The organism is Ketobacter sp. GenoA1, assembly GCF_003671475.1.
Classification (GTDB): domain Bacteria; phylum Pseudomonadota; class Gammaproteobacteria; order Pseudomonadales; family Ketobacteraceae; genus Ketobacter.
In genome coordinates this window covers 866,312-880,537 of record NZ_RCHM01000042.1, presented here as the reverse complement: position 1 = coordinate 880,537, position 14,226 = coordinate 866,312, and the positions used below count along the sequence as shown (strand labels likewise).

16 protein-coding genes are annotated in these 14,226 nt (G+C 49.1%); 1 reads left to right on the top strand and 15 read right to left on the bottom strand.

The features are described 5' to 3' along the window. The first annotated feature begins 3 nt into the window (after positions 1-3). Entirely contained in the window at positions 4-873 is an 870-nt protein-coding gene (locus D9N13_RS17735; RefSeq protein ID WP_317622532.1) for an NAD(P)-dependent oxidoreductase, read from the top strand. Here D9N13_RS17735 and D9N13_RS17730 read toward each other — a convergent pair. The 15 genes from D9N13_RS17730 to D9N13_RS17660 form a co-directional block, all read right to left on the bottom strand. Next, on the bottom strand, positions 862-1,518 hold the full coding sequence (locus D9N13_RS17730; RefSeq protein ID WP_290592767.1) for a TadE/TadG family type IV pilus assembly protein: 657 nt from the start codon (positions 1,516-1,518) through the stop codon (positions 862-864). The genes D9N13_RS17735 and D9N13_RS17730 overlap by 12 nt on opposite strands. Before the next feature lie 19 nt (positions 1,519-1,537). Then, a complete protein-coding gene (locus D9N13_RS17725; protein WP_290592765.1) occupies positions 1,538-2,206 on the bottom strand; it encodes a protein phosphatase 2C domain-containing protein in 669 nt (222 codons plus the stop codon). Positions 2,207-2,210: 4 nt separating this feature from the next. Then, positions 2,211-2,744, bottom strand: a complete 534-nt coding sequence (locus tag D9N13_RS17720) for a tetratricopeptide repeat protein (protein WP_290592763.1) — start codon at positions 2,742-2,744, stop codon at positions 2,211-2,213. Positions 2,745-2,746: 2 nt separating this feature from the next. Then, a complete protein-coding gene (locus D9N13_RS17715) occupies positions 2,747-4,294 on the bottom strand; it encodes an FHA domain-containing protein (protein ID WP_290592762.1) in 1,548 nt (515 codons plus the stop codon). Between the two features lie 64 nt (positions 4,295-4,358). Beyond that, on the bottom strand, positions 4,359-4,724 hold the full coding sequence (locus D9N13_RS17710) for a DUF192 domain-containing protein (protein ID WP_290592760.1): 366 nt from the start codon (positions 4,722-4,724) through the stop codon (positions 4,359-4,361). 6 nt (positions 4,725-4,730) lie between these two features. Continuing rightward, complete coding sequence (locus tag D9N13_RS17705; protein ID WP_290592758.1) at positions 4,731-5,651, bottom strand: type II secretion system F family protein; 921 nt, start codon at positions 5,649-5,651, stop codon at positions 4,731-4,733. A gap of 3 nt (positions 5,652-5,654) precedes the next feature. Next, complete coding sequence (locus tag D9N13_RS17700) at positions 5,655-6,530, bottom strand: type II secretion system F family protein (RefSeq protein WP_290592756.1); 876 nt, start codon at positions 6,528-6,530, stop codon at positions 5,655-5,657. Beyond that, on the bottom strand, positions 6,530-8,194 hold the full coding sequence (locus D9N13_RS17695) for an ATPase, T2SS/T4P/T4SS family (protein WP_290592754.1): 1,665 nt from the start codon (positions 8,192-8,194) through the stop codon (positions 6,530-6,532). Before D9N13_RS17695 ends, D9N13_RS17700 begins: the two co-directional genes overlap by 1 nt. A 23-nt stretch (positions 8,195-8,217) precedes the next feature. Beyond that, positions 8,218-9,519, bottom strand: coding sequence for a type II and III secretion system protein family protein (locus tag D9N13_RS17690; RefSeq protein WP_290592752.1), 1,302 nt, complete (start codon positions 9,517-9,519; stop codon positions 8,218-8,220). Between the two features lie 28 nt (positions 9,520-9,547). Beyond that, positions 9,548-10,360 carry a Flp pilus assembly protein CpaB gene (cpaB, locus tag D9N13_RS17685; RefSeq protein WP_290592750.1) on the bottom strand — a complete coding sequence of 271 codons (813 nt, stop codon included), beginning with the start codon at positions 10,358-10,360 and terminating at the stop codon, positions 9,548-9,550. A gap of 11 nt (positions 10,361-10,371) precedes the next feature. Continuing rightward, on the bottom strand, positions 10,372-10,590 hold the full coding sequence (locus tag D9N13_RS17680) for a hypothetical protein (RefSeq protein ID WP_290592748.1): 219 nt from the start codon (positions 10,588-10,590) through the stop codon (positions 10,372-10,374). Between the two features lie 17 nt (positions 10,591-10,607). Beyond that, a complete protein-coding gene (locus D9N13_RS17675) occupies positions 10,608-11,321 on the bottom strand; it encodes a hypothetical protein (protein WP_290592746.1) in 714 nt (237 codons plus the stop codon). A 20-nt stretch (positions 11,322-11,341) separates the two neighbouring features. Beyond that, a complete protein-coding gene (locus D9N13_RS17670; protein WP_290592744.1) occupies positions 11,342-12,145 on the bottom strand; it encodes a hypothetical protein in 804 nt (267 codons plus the stop codon). Continuing rightward, on the bottom strand, positions 12,138-13,733 hold the full coding sequence (locus tag D9N13_RS17665) for a pilus assembly protein TadG-related protein (RefSeq protein ID WP_290592742.1): 1,596 nt from the start codon (positions 13,731-13,733) through the stop codon (positions 12,138-12,140). Before D9N13_RS17665 ends, D9N13_RS17670 begins: the two co-directional genes overlap by 8 nt. A 133-nt stretch (positions 13,734-13,866) precedes the next feature. Beyond that, complete coding sequence (locus tag D9N13_RS17660; protein ID WP_290592740.1) at positions 13,867-14,157, bottom strand: Flp family type IVb pilin; 291 nt, start codon at positions 14,155-14,157, stop codon at positions 13,867-13,869. Positions 14,158-14,226 lie beyond the last annotated feature (69 nt).

The window sequence follows — 14,226 nt, the reverse complement described above, 5'->3', positions numbered from 1 at the left end:
ACCATTATGAAAATTGCGTTTATTGGACTTGGGGTCATGGGTTATCCCATGGCAGGGCATCTTTCCACTAGCGGCCATGAAGTGTGCGTCTACAACCGGACCAACGCCAAGGCAGAACGCTGGCTGCAGATCCATAAAGGAACCTCAAAAGCCACTCCCGCTGCCGCGGCACTGGATGCAGATATTGTATTCACCTGCGTTGGCAACGATAGTGACCTGAACCAGGTTACCCTGGGCCCTGATGGTGTCATCAAAACGATGAAAGAAGGCGCCATACTGGTTGACCATACCACCGCTTCCGCCGACATTGCGCGGGCACTGTCGTCAACCCTCGCTCTCACTGGAATCGGCTTTATTGATGCCCCGGTGTCCGGCGGGCAACTGGGTGCAGAAAACGGCCAGCTTACGATTATGTGCGGGGGTAACGAGGACCACTTCGAGGTAGCAAAACCGGTGATGGACTGCTATGGGAAGCAGGTCACACTCATGGGGGAATGCGGTGCCGGGCAACTCACCAAAATGGTAAATCAGATCTGCATTGCCGGCCTGATTCAAAGCCTGTCAGAAGGCATGCAGTTTGCAACAAAAGCCGGCCTGAATGTTGAACAGGTTTTTGATGTCATTGGCAAAGGTGCCGCGCAGTCCTGGCAAATGGACAACCGACATAAAACCATGATTGAGGATCGCTTTGATCACGGCTTTGCAGTTGACTGGATGAGAAAGGATCTTGCTATTTGTTTGGAGGAAGCCCGTCGAAATGAATCCAGCTTGCCGGTGGCTGCGCTGGTTGACCAATTCTACTCGGAAGTGCAGCGTATGGGGGGCGGTCGCTGGGATACATCGAGCCTTTTAAAACGTCTGCTACTGAGATGAGTAGATTGAATCGTAATTATTGAGTGTCAACCTGGCAGGTGATTGCATTCGAACCGTAGCAACCGCAGAAATATTGGTTCCATTATTTGCTGCAGGGAGATTGGATTCACCAATCAAACGTATATTGCTGACGAAGGGTATACCGCTATCGTAGCGATAGGTGACCCGTATTCTTAGAATATTGGCGTCCTGAATACTGGCACCATTGCATATCAAGGCATCGTTATCATAGAACGGCATGCCGAAATAGGGAATCTCACAACTCCCTGGAAGGTAACAATCACTATCGTCATAAGACGGCTGCTCGCCACACGCTTGAAACATTTCAAGTGTAGGATTCAGGACTTCAACTGAGATGTTGGCAAGCTGGTTTGATACGGCGTCACCATCATTGCCGTCAATGCCTGTAGTGGCCTGCATACGATAGGCCACTTCCCGAGCCATAGCACCAACATCTATACTGGTGGAGGCGCCCACTCTGGCTGCCATCAGGGCTGCATATTCCAGATTAGCTTGCGCCTGGTAGACAAAGCCCCCCTGCACGATACCAAAGCCGATGATTAACATGATCGGCAACACGAGCATCGTCTCTATCATTGAAACACCGGTTTGCAGATAACGGCCGAACGCTTTTTGAATTGTCATTGTTTGCTCCTACTGTGCCCTAAAAAACACAGAGAACCGTCTTGTCATCTCTACCACCACACCGCTCACTCTCATCAACCAATGACTTTAATTTTTCAGACACAGATCGATTTTCTGCGGCAAGCAGTTGTTGCATTCTTTCATTACTCACCACATCACTAATACCATCGGTCATCAGTAACAGGTGATGCCCCTGTGCTGATGGAAAACGCTGAACTTCAACTTTTACAGACTCCCTTACACCCAGGGCATTGGTCACTACCTGCTTCTGAACATCATCACCTTTGTTCACCAGCTTGGAGTGATCCTTTGTCAAAGCTTCAAGACCTGCATCCGACAGACAGTACACTCGACTATCGCCAACATGACAGACAAGCAATGTGCTTTCGTTCTGCACAACAGCAGCTACTGTAGTGGCCATGCCATTCAGTTTAGGCTCCTGCCCTGCTTTGTAAATTTTCAAATTGGCACTCTGAATCGCAGCCAGCAAATCATTCTCTGGATCGTCTCCCGAGGAACATATGTGCTCAACCTCCTCAACCAGTGTCCTTGATGCGAAATCGCCTGATGGACCGCCACCAACACCGTCGGCAACCACAAAAATACCTTTGTTGCTCAGCGCAATACAAGCATCTTCATTAACGGACGACTTCGAACCCTTTTGGCTGATTGACACCACATGATACATATATTTATTTTTTTAATGTAATGGCTAGTTGATCCAGGCTCTGTTCTCTATCAGAGGGTGAGGATTTCTTGGTAAATCTATCAATACCCGCCATCAACTCAGACACCTTCTTCAGGTCTGCTTCTGGATCCACCAAAGCTGCATAGTATTTAAAATGGTTCTCCGCTTGCATCAACCGGATGGAGGCCAAGTTATAATGCGCTTTGTAGTTCTTGGGATCCTCGTTGATCACCGACTCAAAAAACGCGGCAGACTCCACATATTGCCCTTGCCTGAACGCAATGGTACCCAAACGATAGTTGGCATTGGGTTCACCCGGCTTAATCTTCAACATAGCGAGAAACTCAGCTTTCGCAGCATCCATTTCTCCGAGCTTATAGAACGACTCACCCTTGTCATAATGTGATTTCAACTGGGCTCTGATTTGTTCCTGCTCAGACTTTTCCTTGCCGGCGGACGATGAACCAACACCTTGTGTTGCACAGCCGGCGAACAACAACGCAAACGCCAATGCATACGACACTGCGAGCGAACGCATGTTCAACTGCCCCACTTTTCATACCAGGCTAATTTTGCGCTGGCCTTGGTATGATACTCAGTTCCAGGAGGCAGCAACTGGGTGACTTCAGACCACATTGCCTTAGCCTTGTTAGTATTGACGTATTCCAGCCTCAGTGCCTGCCGATAAAGCTGCCGGGCTTTGTTATTCAGGTTATCAAGAGCAATTTTAGCGCTGACACTGTCACCAATTTCGACAGCCTTACTCCAATAGTTATACGCACTGTGATTGTCGCCGTCGCTGGAGGCCTGGTTACCCCGCTCCACATATTCGTCCATGACCTTGGTCGCTATTGAACGACTGTATACACTCTTCTGTCCGTCCAAAAGCTGTGACTCTCGGGACATAAAATCGGTCCAAACACTGAAAGCACGATCCTTATCACCCGTCGCATACGCTTTCTGGGCATCCGTATACTGGGAAAACAGTGCGTCGATATCCCGATAGGTGGTTTTCACCCTGTCCTGATAGGACCTTGAAACAGCTGCGTTGCCGATATACTTCTTCAATTCATCCAGTGCCTGGGGGGCCTTACCCTGAATGTATAAGCTCTGCGCCGTTGTTTGAGCAGTTGCTGCCTGGCTATTCAAATTGGGGGTCGGTTTGGGTTTTGGCTTCGATACCACCGGTTGAGGTGGCGCCGGTGAATCGCTTGCTTGGGCAGCTGCCGTCTCAACTTTCTTTGGCACCATAGACAAACTGGGCGGTGGCGCAATGGAACTGGCAGGAGGTGGGGCGGCCGGGCTGCTTGAAGCCACCATTGATTCGCCCTCCAAAACCGGTTCAGAACGCGCGGGCTTAGCCGGCGCTACCGTATCTGTCCTGCCAGGTTGGGTAACCGGAGCCGCTGTTGGTGGTGTTGCTGTTGGTGTTCTCTCCTGAACAACGAGCCCTTGCTGCCCTGACCTCTGCAGATACAGGAAGCCAGTATAAGCAAATATCCCAACGGCAAGCACAATGATCATGGAGGTTGCAATCTTCTTAACCGGGTTGGGGCCAAAGGTGTCGTCCTCAGCTCCTTTTAAAGGTGCACTGCGTTTGGCAAACAGGCCACTCTTTCCGGTGTTTTCGGCTTGATCATCAGTGGCTCCAGACTCACCAGAATGAAAGGTTAGAGCAACTTCCCCCATTTTGATCGAGTCGTTCTCCTCCAGTATCACCCTTGCTACTTTATAGCCGTTTACCTTAATACCGTTAAGGCTTTCCATGTCATTAACAACAAAACGGCCCGATTGAAAGACTATTTCAGCGTGTTTTCGAGAGACACCTTTGCCCTGCAGTACCAAATCGCATTCGCTACCGCGCCCAATGACAAAGGGAAAGGTAGTAATTGGATAAGATTCCCCTGTTTCTGCAACCAGCGTAGCAATTGCATCAGAATCTTCAATATCGGCGTACACTTCGGTACGGTCTGCGTCCCACGACTGAGCCGGGCCCATGCCGGGTTCGCTATGATTTTCAAAACCTTGCTTTTTAAGATCTAAAACAGGTGTGGATTCAACTATAAAATTGTCAGAGTTCTGATTCATTACACTGCCCTGCGAGCAGCCCCAGGACAGGGCCGCAGTATATTATTCTTCTAATACTAATCATTTAATCAAATATCAAGGTGTCATCCAAGTGAATTCCTGTTCGCATAACGTTACCTTGTGCAATTTCGAGCACGGCGTAGGTGCCTTTTGGTGCCAAGCTAATTCTATTAGGCTTGACATTCTCTTTTACGCCTAAAACCTTGTTGTCATTGTCGAGAAACACCAAATCAATTGTAAAGCGCATAAAAAAGGTATGGATACTGGCGCAAGGCACGATCAAGAGCCCTTCTTCTGAACCGATTGAACTGCGGGATAACAGCCCGATCAAGCGGGTAAGAAAAGTATCAGCAGTACGAATTCGTGTTAGGCCATTACTGCCAATCGGCTTACCCGCCCGCTGTATATGCAACGTTGATAAACCGGACATCAATCACTACACCAACAAATCCATCATGAACTGCGGCAAAAAGTTGGTTTCTGCCAGCTTCACCACCAACACAAAACCAATCAACATAAAGATGATGGGAAACAAAAACAACACCAATGGCAGAAGCATTTTTACGGGTGCCTTGTTTGCGGCCTCCTCAGCCTCATTGAAGCGCTCAGAGCGACGCTGCTCCGCCTGTAAGGTCAGCACCTCAACGATTTCCCCTCCCGTTTCCTCGGCCTGGTTTATGGCAGCGACAAAGTTATTGATGGACTTGGTATCCATTCTTGCTGCAAGGTCCAACAATGCCTGCCTTCTCACTTTACCCGCCCTGATTTCCCGCAGCAGCTTACCAAACTCCTCCTTAACCGGGCCTTCGGGCAGATTGGAAATAGCCTGACCCAACGAGGTCGAGTAATTCAAACCGGCTCTCATGGACAGAACCAGGAGATCCAGGAGGAATGGGAATTCCTTTGCGACACGAGCCCGACGCCGGGCAATTTTATCGTTGAGCCATATATCCGGATAAAAGAAGCCCAGAGGGATCAAGGCAACAATGACGAGTTTAACCTCCGCACCTTGCTCACTGGGCATAGTGAATAAGAAATAGGATACAAAACACATGGCGGCTAGACAGACTAGCTTGAGCGTGAAAAATTCTTCTGCCAAAATGGCGTAGTTCATGCCTCCAGTACTGAGACGATTGTTAATCCGCGTGTAAAAGGTATGAGGCATTGCGCCGCGCACATCTGACGCGAACAGCCTTACCACCGGTTTGAAAATCTTGAAAATAAGTGGTGGCGGATCACGCCAATCTTCCTTTGACTTGGCACGCGTTTTTAAAAACAGGTTAACCAGAGCGAACGCACCGATCCCCAGAGAAGAAGACAGCAATAGCACCGGAACATATTGCATGATAAACGCCATACCCTATACGTCCACGTTTACGATCTTTTGAATCATAAAGAAAGCCATTACTGACATGGTAATCATGACACCCAACCATATGAGGCCCAAATTGGTTGTAAACAGCATGGACATGGCTTCCGGCTCAATTTTGTAGAATACGTAACCAATGAACACTGGGAAAAACGTTGCCAATGTACCTTGCGCCTTTCCCATTGAAGTCAACGCCCGAATTTTACCTTCCACCTTGGATTTCTCCCGTAAGGTTCTGGAGAGCACCTCAAGGGTATCCGCAAGATTACCCCCCACCGTACGGGATATTTTGATGGCGGAATTCATTAGAAGCAGGTCGTCACGGCCAATTCGCTTGGCCAACGCATCCAATGATTCGTTCAAGTCGGAGCCCACCCTGTACTCAACCAGCACTTGTGTAAACTCCTGCGCCAGAGGTTGCGGTTGATTTTTTGCAACCTGCTGGAAAGCCTTCACCAAATTCAAGCCTGAGCGCAATGAAGAGGATATTGACGAAAGCGCGTCGGGCAATTGATCCACAAAGTCATCGGAACGGCGTTTTTTCATGACCTTGAGGACAAAAGTGGGGGCCACGAAGATAATAACGGCCAGCGTCATCGCCAACACTATGTTGGTGATCCAGAACACCAGGGGAACGAAGACGATTGCAGCGATCAACGTCACCGTAAAAATCTGGCCAGGCTCCATCATGACAACAACATCACGCAGCCCTTTATCCACCTGTTGATAGAAGTTCTTCTGATAGAGAGAAAACAACTGACGCGCAACATTTGAAAGCACCCAGGTGACACAAAAAAACGCCACCCCAATCAGAACAAAGCTGACGAGCTGGGATTGACCTTGCAGTATCGCCAACAACTGATCCATCAACGTACCCCCTCGTGGAGAAATTCTCCTGAACTATCATCTCCAAACAAAGCTGTATCCAACGGGACGCCCTGCTCAATTGCATTACGGTAGAATTTCGGAATATAGCCAGTCGCTCTATAAAACCCGGTTATCTTTCCGTTTGCATCATAGCCTTTGCGTACAAATTCAAAAATAGGTTCCAGTTTTATTTTGTCTCCCTCAAAACCAACAACTTCCATTATGTGGGTAATGCGACGGGTACCATCCGCCAACCTGGTCTGCTGAACCAGAATATCCACTGCCGACGCTATCTGCTCTCTAATGGCGCGAGAGGGAAGATCGACTCCCGCCATCATCACCATAACCTCGAGACGGCTCAGAAAATCGTTGGGAGAGTTTGCGTGCCCGGTTGTCAACGAGCCATCATGGCCCGTATTCATCGCCTGCAGCATATCCAGGGCTTCACCTCCGCGACACTCGCCAACAACGATACGGTCAGGCCGCATCCGCAAAGCATTGATTACCAGATCCCTTATACTGACCTTACCTTTACCTTCCGCGTTCGCCGGCCTGCTTTCAAGTGCAACCACATGCGGTTGGTTTAATTTCAGTTCGGCTGCATCTTCAATGGTAATGATTCGATCTTGACTGCCAATAAAATTGGAAAGAATATTCAACAAGGTTGTTTTACCAGACCCTGTTCCACCGGAAATGACGATATTCTGCTTTAGCTCAACAGCCTCTTTTAAGAACAACCCCATGCTCTCGGATATAGACCCGTAACGAATTAAGTCCGACATATAGAGGTTTTTCTTGGCGAACTTTCGAATGGTGATGGATGGGCCATTCAGGGCCAAAGGTGGAATGATTGCATTCACTCGTGATCCGTCTGGCAGACGCGCATCCACCATTGGGGAACTCTCGTCTATACGCCGACCGAGTGGTGCGACTATTCTATCGATTACAGACAAGAGAGACTGGGTACTGGAAAAACGACTTTCTGACAAGGTCAGGCGCCCGTCTTTCTCTACATAAATCTGATCAGGGCCATTCACCATAATTTCGGTTACTGCATCATCGTTTACCAAAGGCTCCAAAGCGCCCAAGCCTACGGCTTCCGCAACCACCTGCCGTTGCAACTCCTCGCGGGAAACACCGTCAGGAATTCTGCTGACATGATCCCGGATTATTTCCTGAGTTGCTTTTTCTGCCTCCAGACGCAACTCATCCTGCCCCATTGTCTGCAAGTTTGCCCGTTTACGCAGATCCAGATAATCAAGAATAAGTGAGTGGACTCTACGCTTGAGCGCAACCAGTTCTTCACTTTCCTGCTTCACGTTATCGAATTTTTGGCGGCGGTCCGTACCCTCTTCAAACACTGCCATCTTTTTGGATACTGCTGTGATACGCAGAGTAATTTCACCAAAGCGCAGTACATCACCTTCCGACAACAACAGTTCCGCCAACAGGCGTTCTCCGTTCACCCAGGTCCCGTTGGTGCTATTGAGATCCTGAAGCCGAGCGCCACTTTCATCCACGATAATCTCAGCATGATTACGGGAAACGTGGTTATCGGTAAGGATAACATCACAATGGTCCCCTTTTCCGAGCACCACTTTGCCAGCGGCAAACTCAAAAATGGACTTGTTTCTGTTACTGTCTACAACCTCAAATTTCAACATGATCAAGCGCTCAGAAGACTACATCAGTCAAAGATGCTGTACTTCATGTCCTCACTGGCATCATTACTTAGCTTGCTGGCATAATCCAGCATATCCTTATTTCGCTTACTATCAGGATCAATAAGATAGGGGGTCACAAATATCACCAGTTCTGTTGTGTCCTCACGAAAATCCCGGGATTTAAACAACTCACCGATGATCGGTATTGAACCTAAGCCCGGAACTTTGGAAACAGCCTTACTGTCTTCAGCTTGCAGCATGCCGGAGATCACCATGGTCTGACCGGTTTGTACGTTCATTTCCATATTGGTTTTCCGGGTGATGAAGCCTGGTATATCGAGCACTTCAACACTTTCATCAACCGCACTGACTTCAACATTAATCTTGGTATTGATGAAGCCGTCCGGGTCAGCAACAGGCTCAAAATCCAGAATGACACCCACTTGCTTGAACTCCACTGTCAGCTCACCATCACCTCCCCGTATGGGTATCGGAATTTCACCACCGGCCAGGAAAGCTGCTTTGGAACCACTCTTGGTAACCAGCTTGGGCTGAGCCAACACACGGGCAATACCGTTGGTTTCCAGCAAATTAATGGTAGAACCGATTTCTGTCAGTGGTTCAGAGGTCCCTTCTTCATAGCCGAAGCCGAAGAAGGACGTATACTTTTCAAAATCAAGCACACCGTGGAATTCCCCCAACAATTCATAAAACGGCCCTGGTGCGGATGCTGCCCATTCCACACCCACATTCATCAGGTCATCCCGACGAACTTCAACCACCTGGACATCCAGCAAGATCATGGCCTGCAGACTGACCTTTGGCCTAACAATATTGAACACGACGGTACCACTGCCTACTTCCTTCGACAGTTTCTTTTTCATATCTTCGATGATGGGAATGTCCTGCTCTCTGAGAATCCTCCCCTCAATAAATACGATGCCATTCTCCTCCCGCGCGTTCACTCCTTCCACGTCGGCCAGAACAATATTGGCAACTTCCAGTATCTGAACCCAGGAGTTATCCACCACCTTCAATAGATAGCGTATCTGTTCACCACTGTCCGTCCAGATCCGCAGATCAGTAACCCCGGCTTTCAAGCCGGTTAGCAGAATTTCATCAGGGCCTGTTGGCTGGGCGTTAGCAATATCAGGATGTCCAATGGAAACTCGATTCACACCGGGATAGGGCATCAGGCGTGTTTGACCTTGAATAATGTTGACGGTACCTGAATAGGCGTCGTCTGCAGCATAACTGGGAGTAAACAGAAAGGAATACATTGCCAAAAGCGCCGCGAACAGCACTGGAAAACAGGTCTTAACCATCACTTCTTAGGTCCTTTTATTTTTATCGTTATGAGCGCTTGCCGCCTCTAATCACCTCAAACCCCCAGGGCTGATCTTTCGGTGGCGGCGGAGCAACGGCCTTAACTTCATTAGGAATATCTACTAAATTGTCCAGAGTTACATAATCTTCAAAGCGATCTGCTTCATCTTCCGGGCGCCTTAACAACAGGCTGATGTCACCAACCGTCTGGGCATGAATAAGGCGTGTTGCATACAGAGGTGTTACGCCCACCGTTATTTCTGTATACCGGCGTTGTGTCTTGTTGGGGATGCCATCGTCCAGATCCCCACCCGTTGCCAGCACTCTCAGATTCTGGGCCAGCGGAACCGTACGCCGGGTAACGCCGTCCTGAAGCGTAATCATCAAGTCAACATAATCACCCGGTGCAAGAAAACCCGAAAACGTATCAAGTGTGGAAACAGGGAGCGTAACGGCCCGTTCGCCCTCCCTCAGCAAACTCGCCAATCCGTCAATCTTTACCTGGCTGACATGCAGCCCGAGAATAGGTTGGCCACCACGAACAGGGTGAATAAGCTGCCTGCCTTCTAGCCTTGAAAACTGTGAAGGCCTGACGGCTTCCGATGAGACATAAATTTTTGGAATTTTACGGATAGACGCGGTGGTTGAATTGATCTCCTCACCGACGGCAAGATCCCGCTTTGCGACGACAACCTCAACCGCTTCACGTTCCGCCTCAAAATTGGACTTATAGGAGGATATTTCACTTTCGATATGATTGGTGGATAAATACCAACCACCAGCACCCGCGGCAATGGCACACACCAGAAGAATGATACTGTTCTTATTATTAGATTTCATAGCTACTACCACTACGGCTCATAGATTTCTCGGGCGAACTCGTGCTGTCGGTCGTTTAGAGCAGACATGATGGTCGGATCATCGGTTTCAGGGTCGCCGTCAATACCGCCTTCAATCCCCCCCAAATCCCCCACGCTGCCCATCATGGCGAAGCCGATCACTGCAACCATAAAGATCAACACGACCAGATACTCTGACATGATATTGCCTGACTGCGAATTCTTATTCATTTTTTGTTCTTATAAGTCTATTTGACCCAGTTTATAAGCACCTGACTAAAACTACTGTTGCGACCTTGTAAACCCTTTATATTCAACTGTAACAGCTCTCCCCCTCGTTGAAAACTGACCACAGCGCCCTCGACCCCGTCTCCAGAACCGGAGTATTGTTGCCATCCCTCACTTTGCAATTGAACTCTATAGAAATCCAAAACTTGTGCTACGCCAAGAGAGGTATCAAGCGTGACCGACTCTGATCGTTTACCCATCTCCAGTGACTGCACCACGCTGGCAATCTTGGCGCGAGGTGGCAGTGGCAATGTGGTTTTTTTGCGCTCTTTATAGTTAAGCGGGGTTGGCGAGACCACAATCTTACCATCCACCACGTTACCCTGCTGGGAAAACTGCACAGAATACTGAAATCCATCCAATTGGTAACCCAGTATATTAAGATCACCTATACTCTTTTGGGTTAGCTTTCCATGCCCCTTAATCTGCCACAACCCCAGATAGAAACGCTCAACCTCTTCAGCTTTGCCCGGGTAGGAAAAAAGCTTAACGGACATGGGAATGTTGTTTACCGCCAGATGCCGGCCTGCCCAATACCACTGGGCACCTGACACCACTTCCAGCTCCGGCAGTTTAACATCCAGGGGGTCTTTAAAAGCGGAAAAAGCGGTTTGGGAGAACACACACGCAACAACAAGAATCAGGCTGACGTAGAGTTGCCGGGGAAATTCCATGAATACTGCTTGCCTGTATATTAATTTGCTACGTAGGGCTCCAGCAGCGTGCTGGGAACCGCAGTGGATTGCTCTGATGACACCATTTCAAAAGAATCATTGCCATTCACAAACAGTTTTTCGTCGATTTCATCGAATAAAGGCGCTAAAAACCGGGTAGCATTAGTATTTTGGAACCAACGCTGGGCATTGCTGTACACTGATTCCCGAACCCCCTGTACCCTGTCGGAGAACGATGCCTCATTGCCCGGCGCCCAACTGTCTGCAATAAGCACATAAGAGGCACTGACGTTGGGCGTATAAGCACTCTCAGAATCCAGTGCAAAAGTGTTTTCCGCGTCAAAATTCACTTGCAGGGAGGCCGCTGCTATGGAGTTAACATTTACATCGCTCCTTTCGCTCAGCCAGTTGACTCGGGATGAATTTGATTCAAGAAATCCGGTAGCATCATTGATGAAAGTATCTTCTACAGTGGGTGCATTGACCGATATTCCATTATCCAGATCCACCACCGATTGCCTGGATTGCCAATCCCGCCACTTTTCCGTGGTCACCGCCACATCACTGTCAAAGCCAACCGAGTCGTTGATAAAAAACCGCTCGGCAATTTCATCATCAAACCCATTGATTGGATCGGACATACGGGCTTCGTAATCTGCTCCGGTGTAGGCGGTGCGCTCCCATGCCACGTAGCGGGCCGCCTTATGAGTTTGAGTCTGCACCTTGATCATCTGCATGATCGCAATCAGCATGAATACAAACGGGATAACCCAAGCCATGTACACAATGAATTCTGAAATAGCTTGTCCGCGCTGCTTATTCATTGACACCTCCAATACCGCTGGCAATCAAACGCGCATGCCAAAACGGGTTATACAGGTTGGGCACTTCTACCGACCCACTGTTATCAAGGCGAGAAAAGCCATTATCGGTGCGTGAGCAGGACGCATTGCCATCTTCATAACAATCCGGTCGCTGAAAATACACTTCAGCCTGCCCGATAGCGTACACGTTTTTCCCACATATGCTCTCTTGCTCTTCAAAAGGGCGCAAGTTATCGGACCAGCCTTCCAGCCGATTTCCATCATCGTCAAAGCCAATATGATCGGAACAGTTACTCTGATGGAGAAACGCCGTGATGGTGGCTTTTTGGCGGTTGGGGTCCAACGCCGCGTAGCGTTGCACGCTGTCATAGCTATTATTTGCCAACGAGTTACAGTCGATACTACCGCCGTTAGTGCAAAGCCCCCAGAAGCGCAAGCCCTGAATCGCAGCGTCATTTATCATGGCAGTTGCTTCCTCCACGTTCTGCGCGGCATCGCCATCCTCGGTGGTACGATAAAACTGTATCCCGGCAAACTTGAGCTCAAATGAATCCTCTTCAGCAACCCAGTTAATATTACCTGTATTGGGATTAAAGACTGCGTTGGTTTCACCGGCGCGGTCTGCCCGAAACGCACCAAAAAATGAGTAGTTATCCATGTTCCGGTCACGAATCCAGGTGGCATTTTCCATGGTTGCCACCGTTTGGCGGATGGCATCGATCATCAGGCCACCGTCTGCTTCCGGGGCCATGGGAGTACCCGGTATGGAAATACTCAAGTTTCCAATACCGCTGACCGCCTGCTGGCAATTCTGGGAGCGCGCCCCGTAGGAGCTACCCAACGCATTGCCAGTCTCCATACCCGGCGCTGCAAAGAGTATCATTTCGCACAGTTCAGCAGCGGCGTTCGCCGCCTCGGTGGCAGCCGTAGCTGCGGTCTGATTATCCGATGTTATAAATTGCTGCAATGTGGTGGGGCTGTTAACCGTGATGGGCGCATTGGCACGGGATATATAGGAAGACGCCACTACGGACATTGCCTTCTCCACCACTGTGTAGCCAGTGTTGGGGTCGGGCCTGATCAAATCCTCGTACGCCTGCTGCTGAAAATTGGCGAACGATGCATTATTGGCGTCCAGCATTAGCGAAAGCATCCCGGTAAATACTTTAGAAGTATCCACTATGGGTTGAATAACCTGAGCAATCAAGTCCAGGGAATCCTCAAAAGCGTCCCCGATGATTACCCCCAGCAACCAGCGCACAAAGTCACCAATCAAGCCGCCACCACCGACCCCTTCCTGAACAATTTTACCCAGCAGGTCTACTTCCACCTGAAAACTGTAGAGATGGCCAATAGCCGCCTCGTTGGCCACCATTGCACGATTGGTATAAGCCATAAAATTCAGGTGGCGAGCCGCTACCTGAGCACCGGAATAGGCACTGGCATCGGCCGCATTGACCAAGTTAATTTTCTCATTGACAGCGCGACCACTGTTGAAAACAACAAAGAAGACCACGCACGCAACCGCTAGGACAGCGAGGGAAAGGGGGAAGACCTGGCCACTATGGCCCTTCAAAGACAAGCTCATACGCACCACTGGCTTTAGTTTTAATTGTTGTAATCGGCTGGGCGAAGAGGAGTAACTACTTCAAATCAATAGCGGCGGCCACTACAAGAGGAAGCCGCCGCTCATAAAACAGATCAACAAAAAAGATCTAAACTCAGTTTCCGTTCAGAACGTCGTTGTTTGTGTCGTAGTTATCCAAGCCAGCTACAGAATTATCCGCTGCGTCTTGCGCCAGGGTACTTGCATCGCTTCGAATAGTGGCAGACTGCGTGCCATCGGCAAATTCATCAGCAAACGCTGCCATTGTGGTACGGACAGAGCCGCCCATCAGACCCATAGCAGCAATACCAGCTACTGCCAGCAGACCAACGATGACCAGATATTCGGACATGCCTTGACCAGTGATTTTTTTGTTAGACAGTTTGCGAGAAGATTTGATATCCACAGGATTTAGCCCCTTTATAGTTGTTTTCTGTGTTAGTACTAACGAGTACGGACTCATAAAGCACTTTAC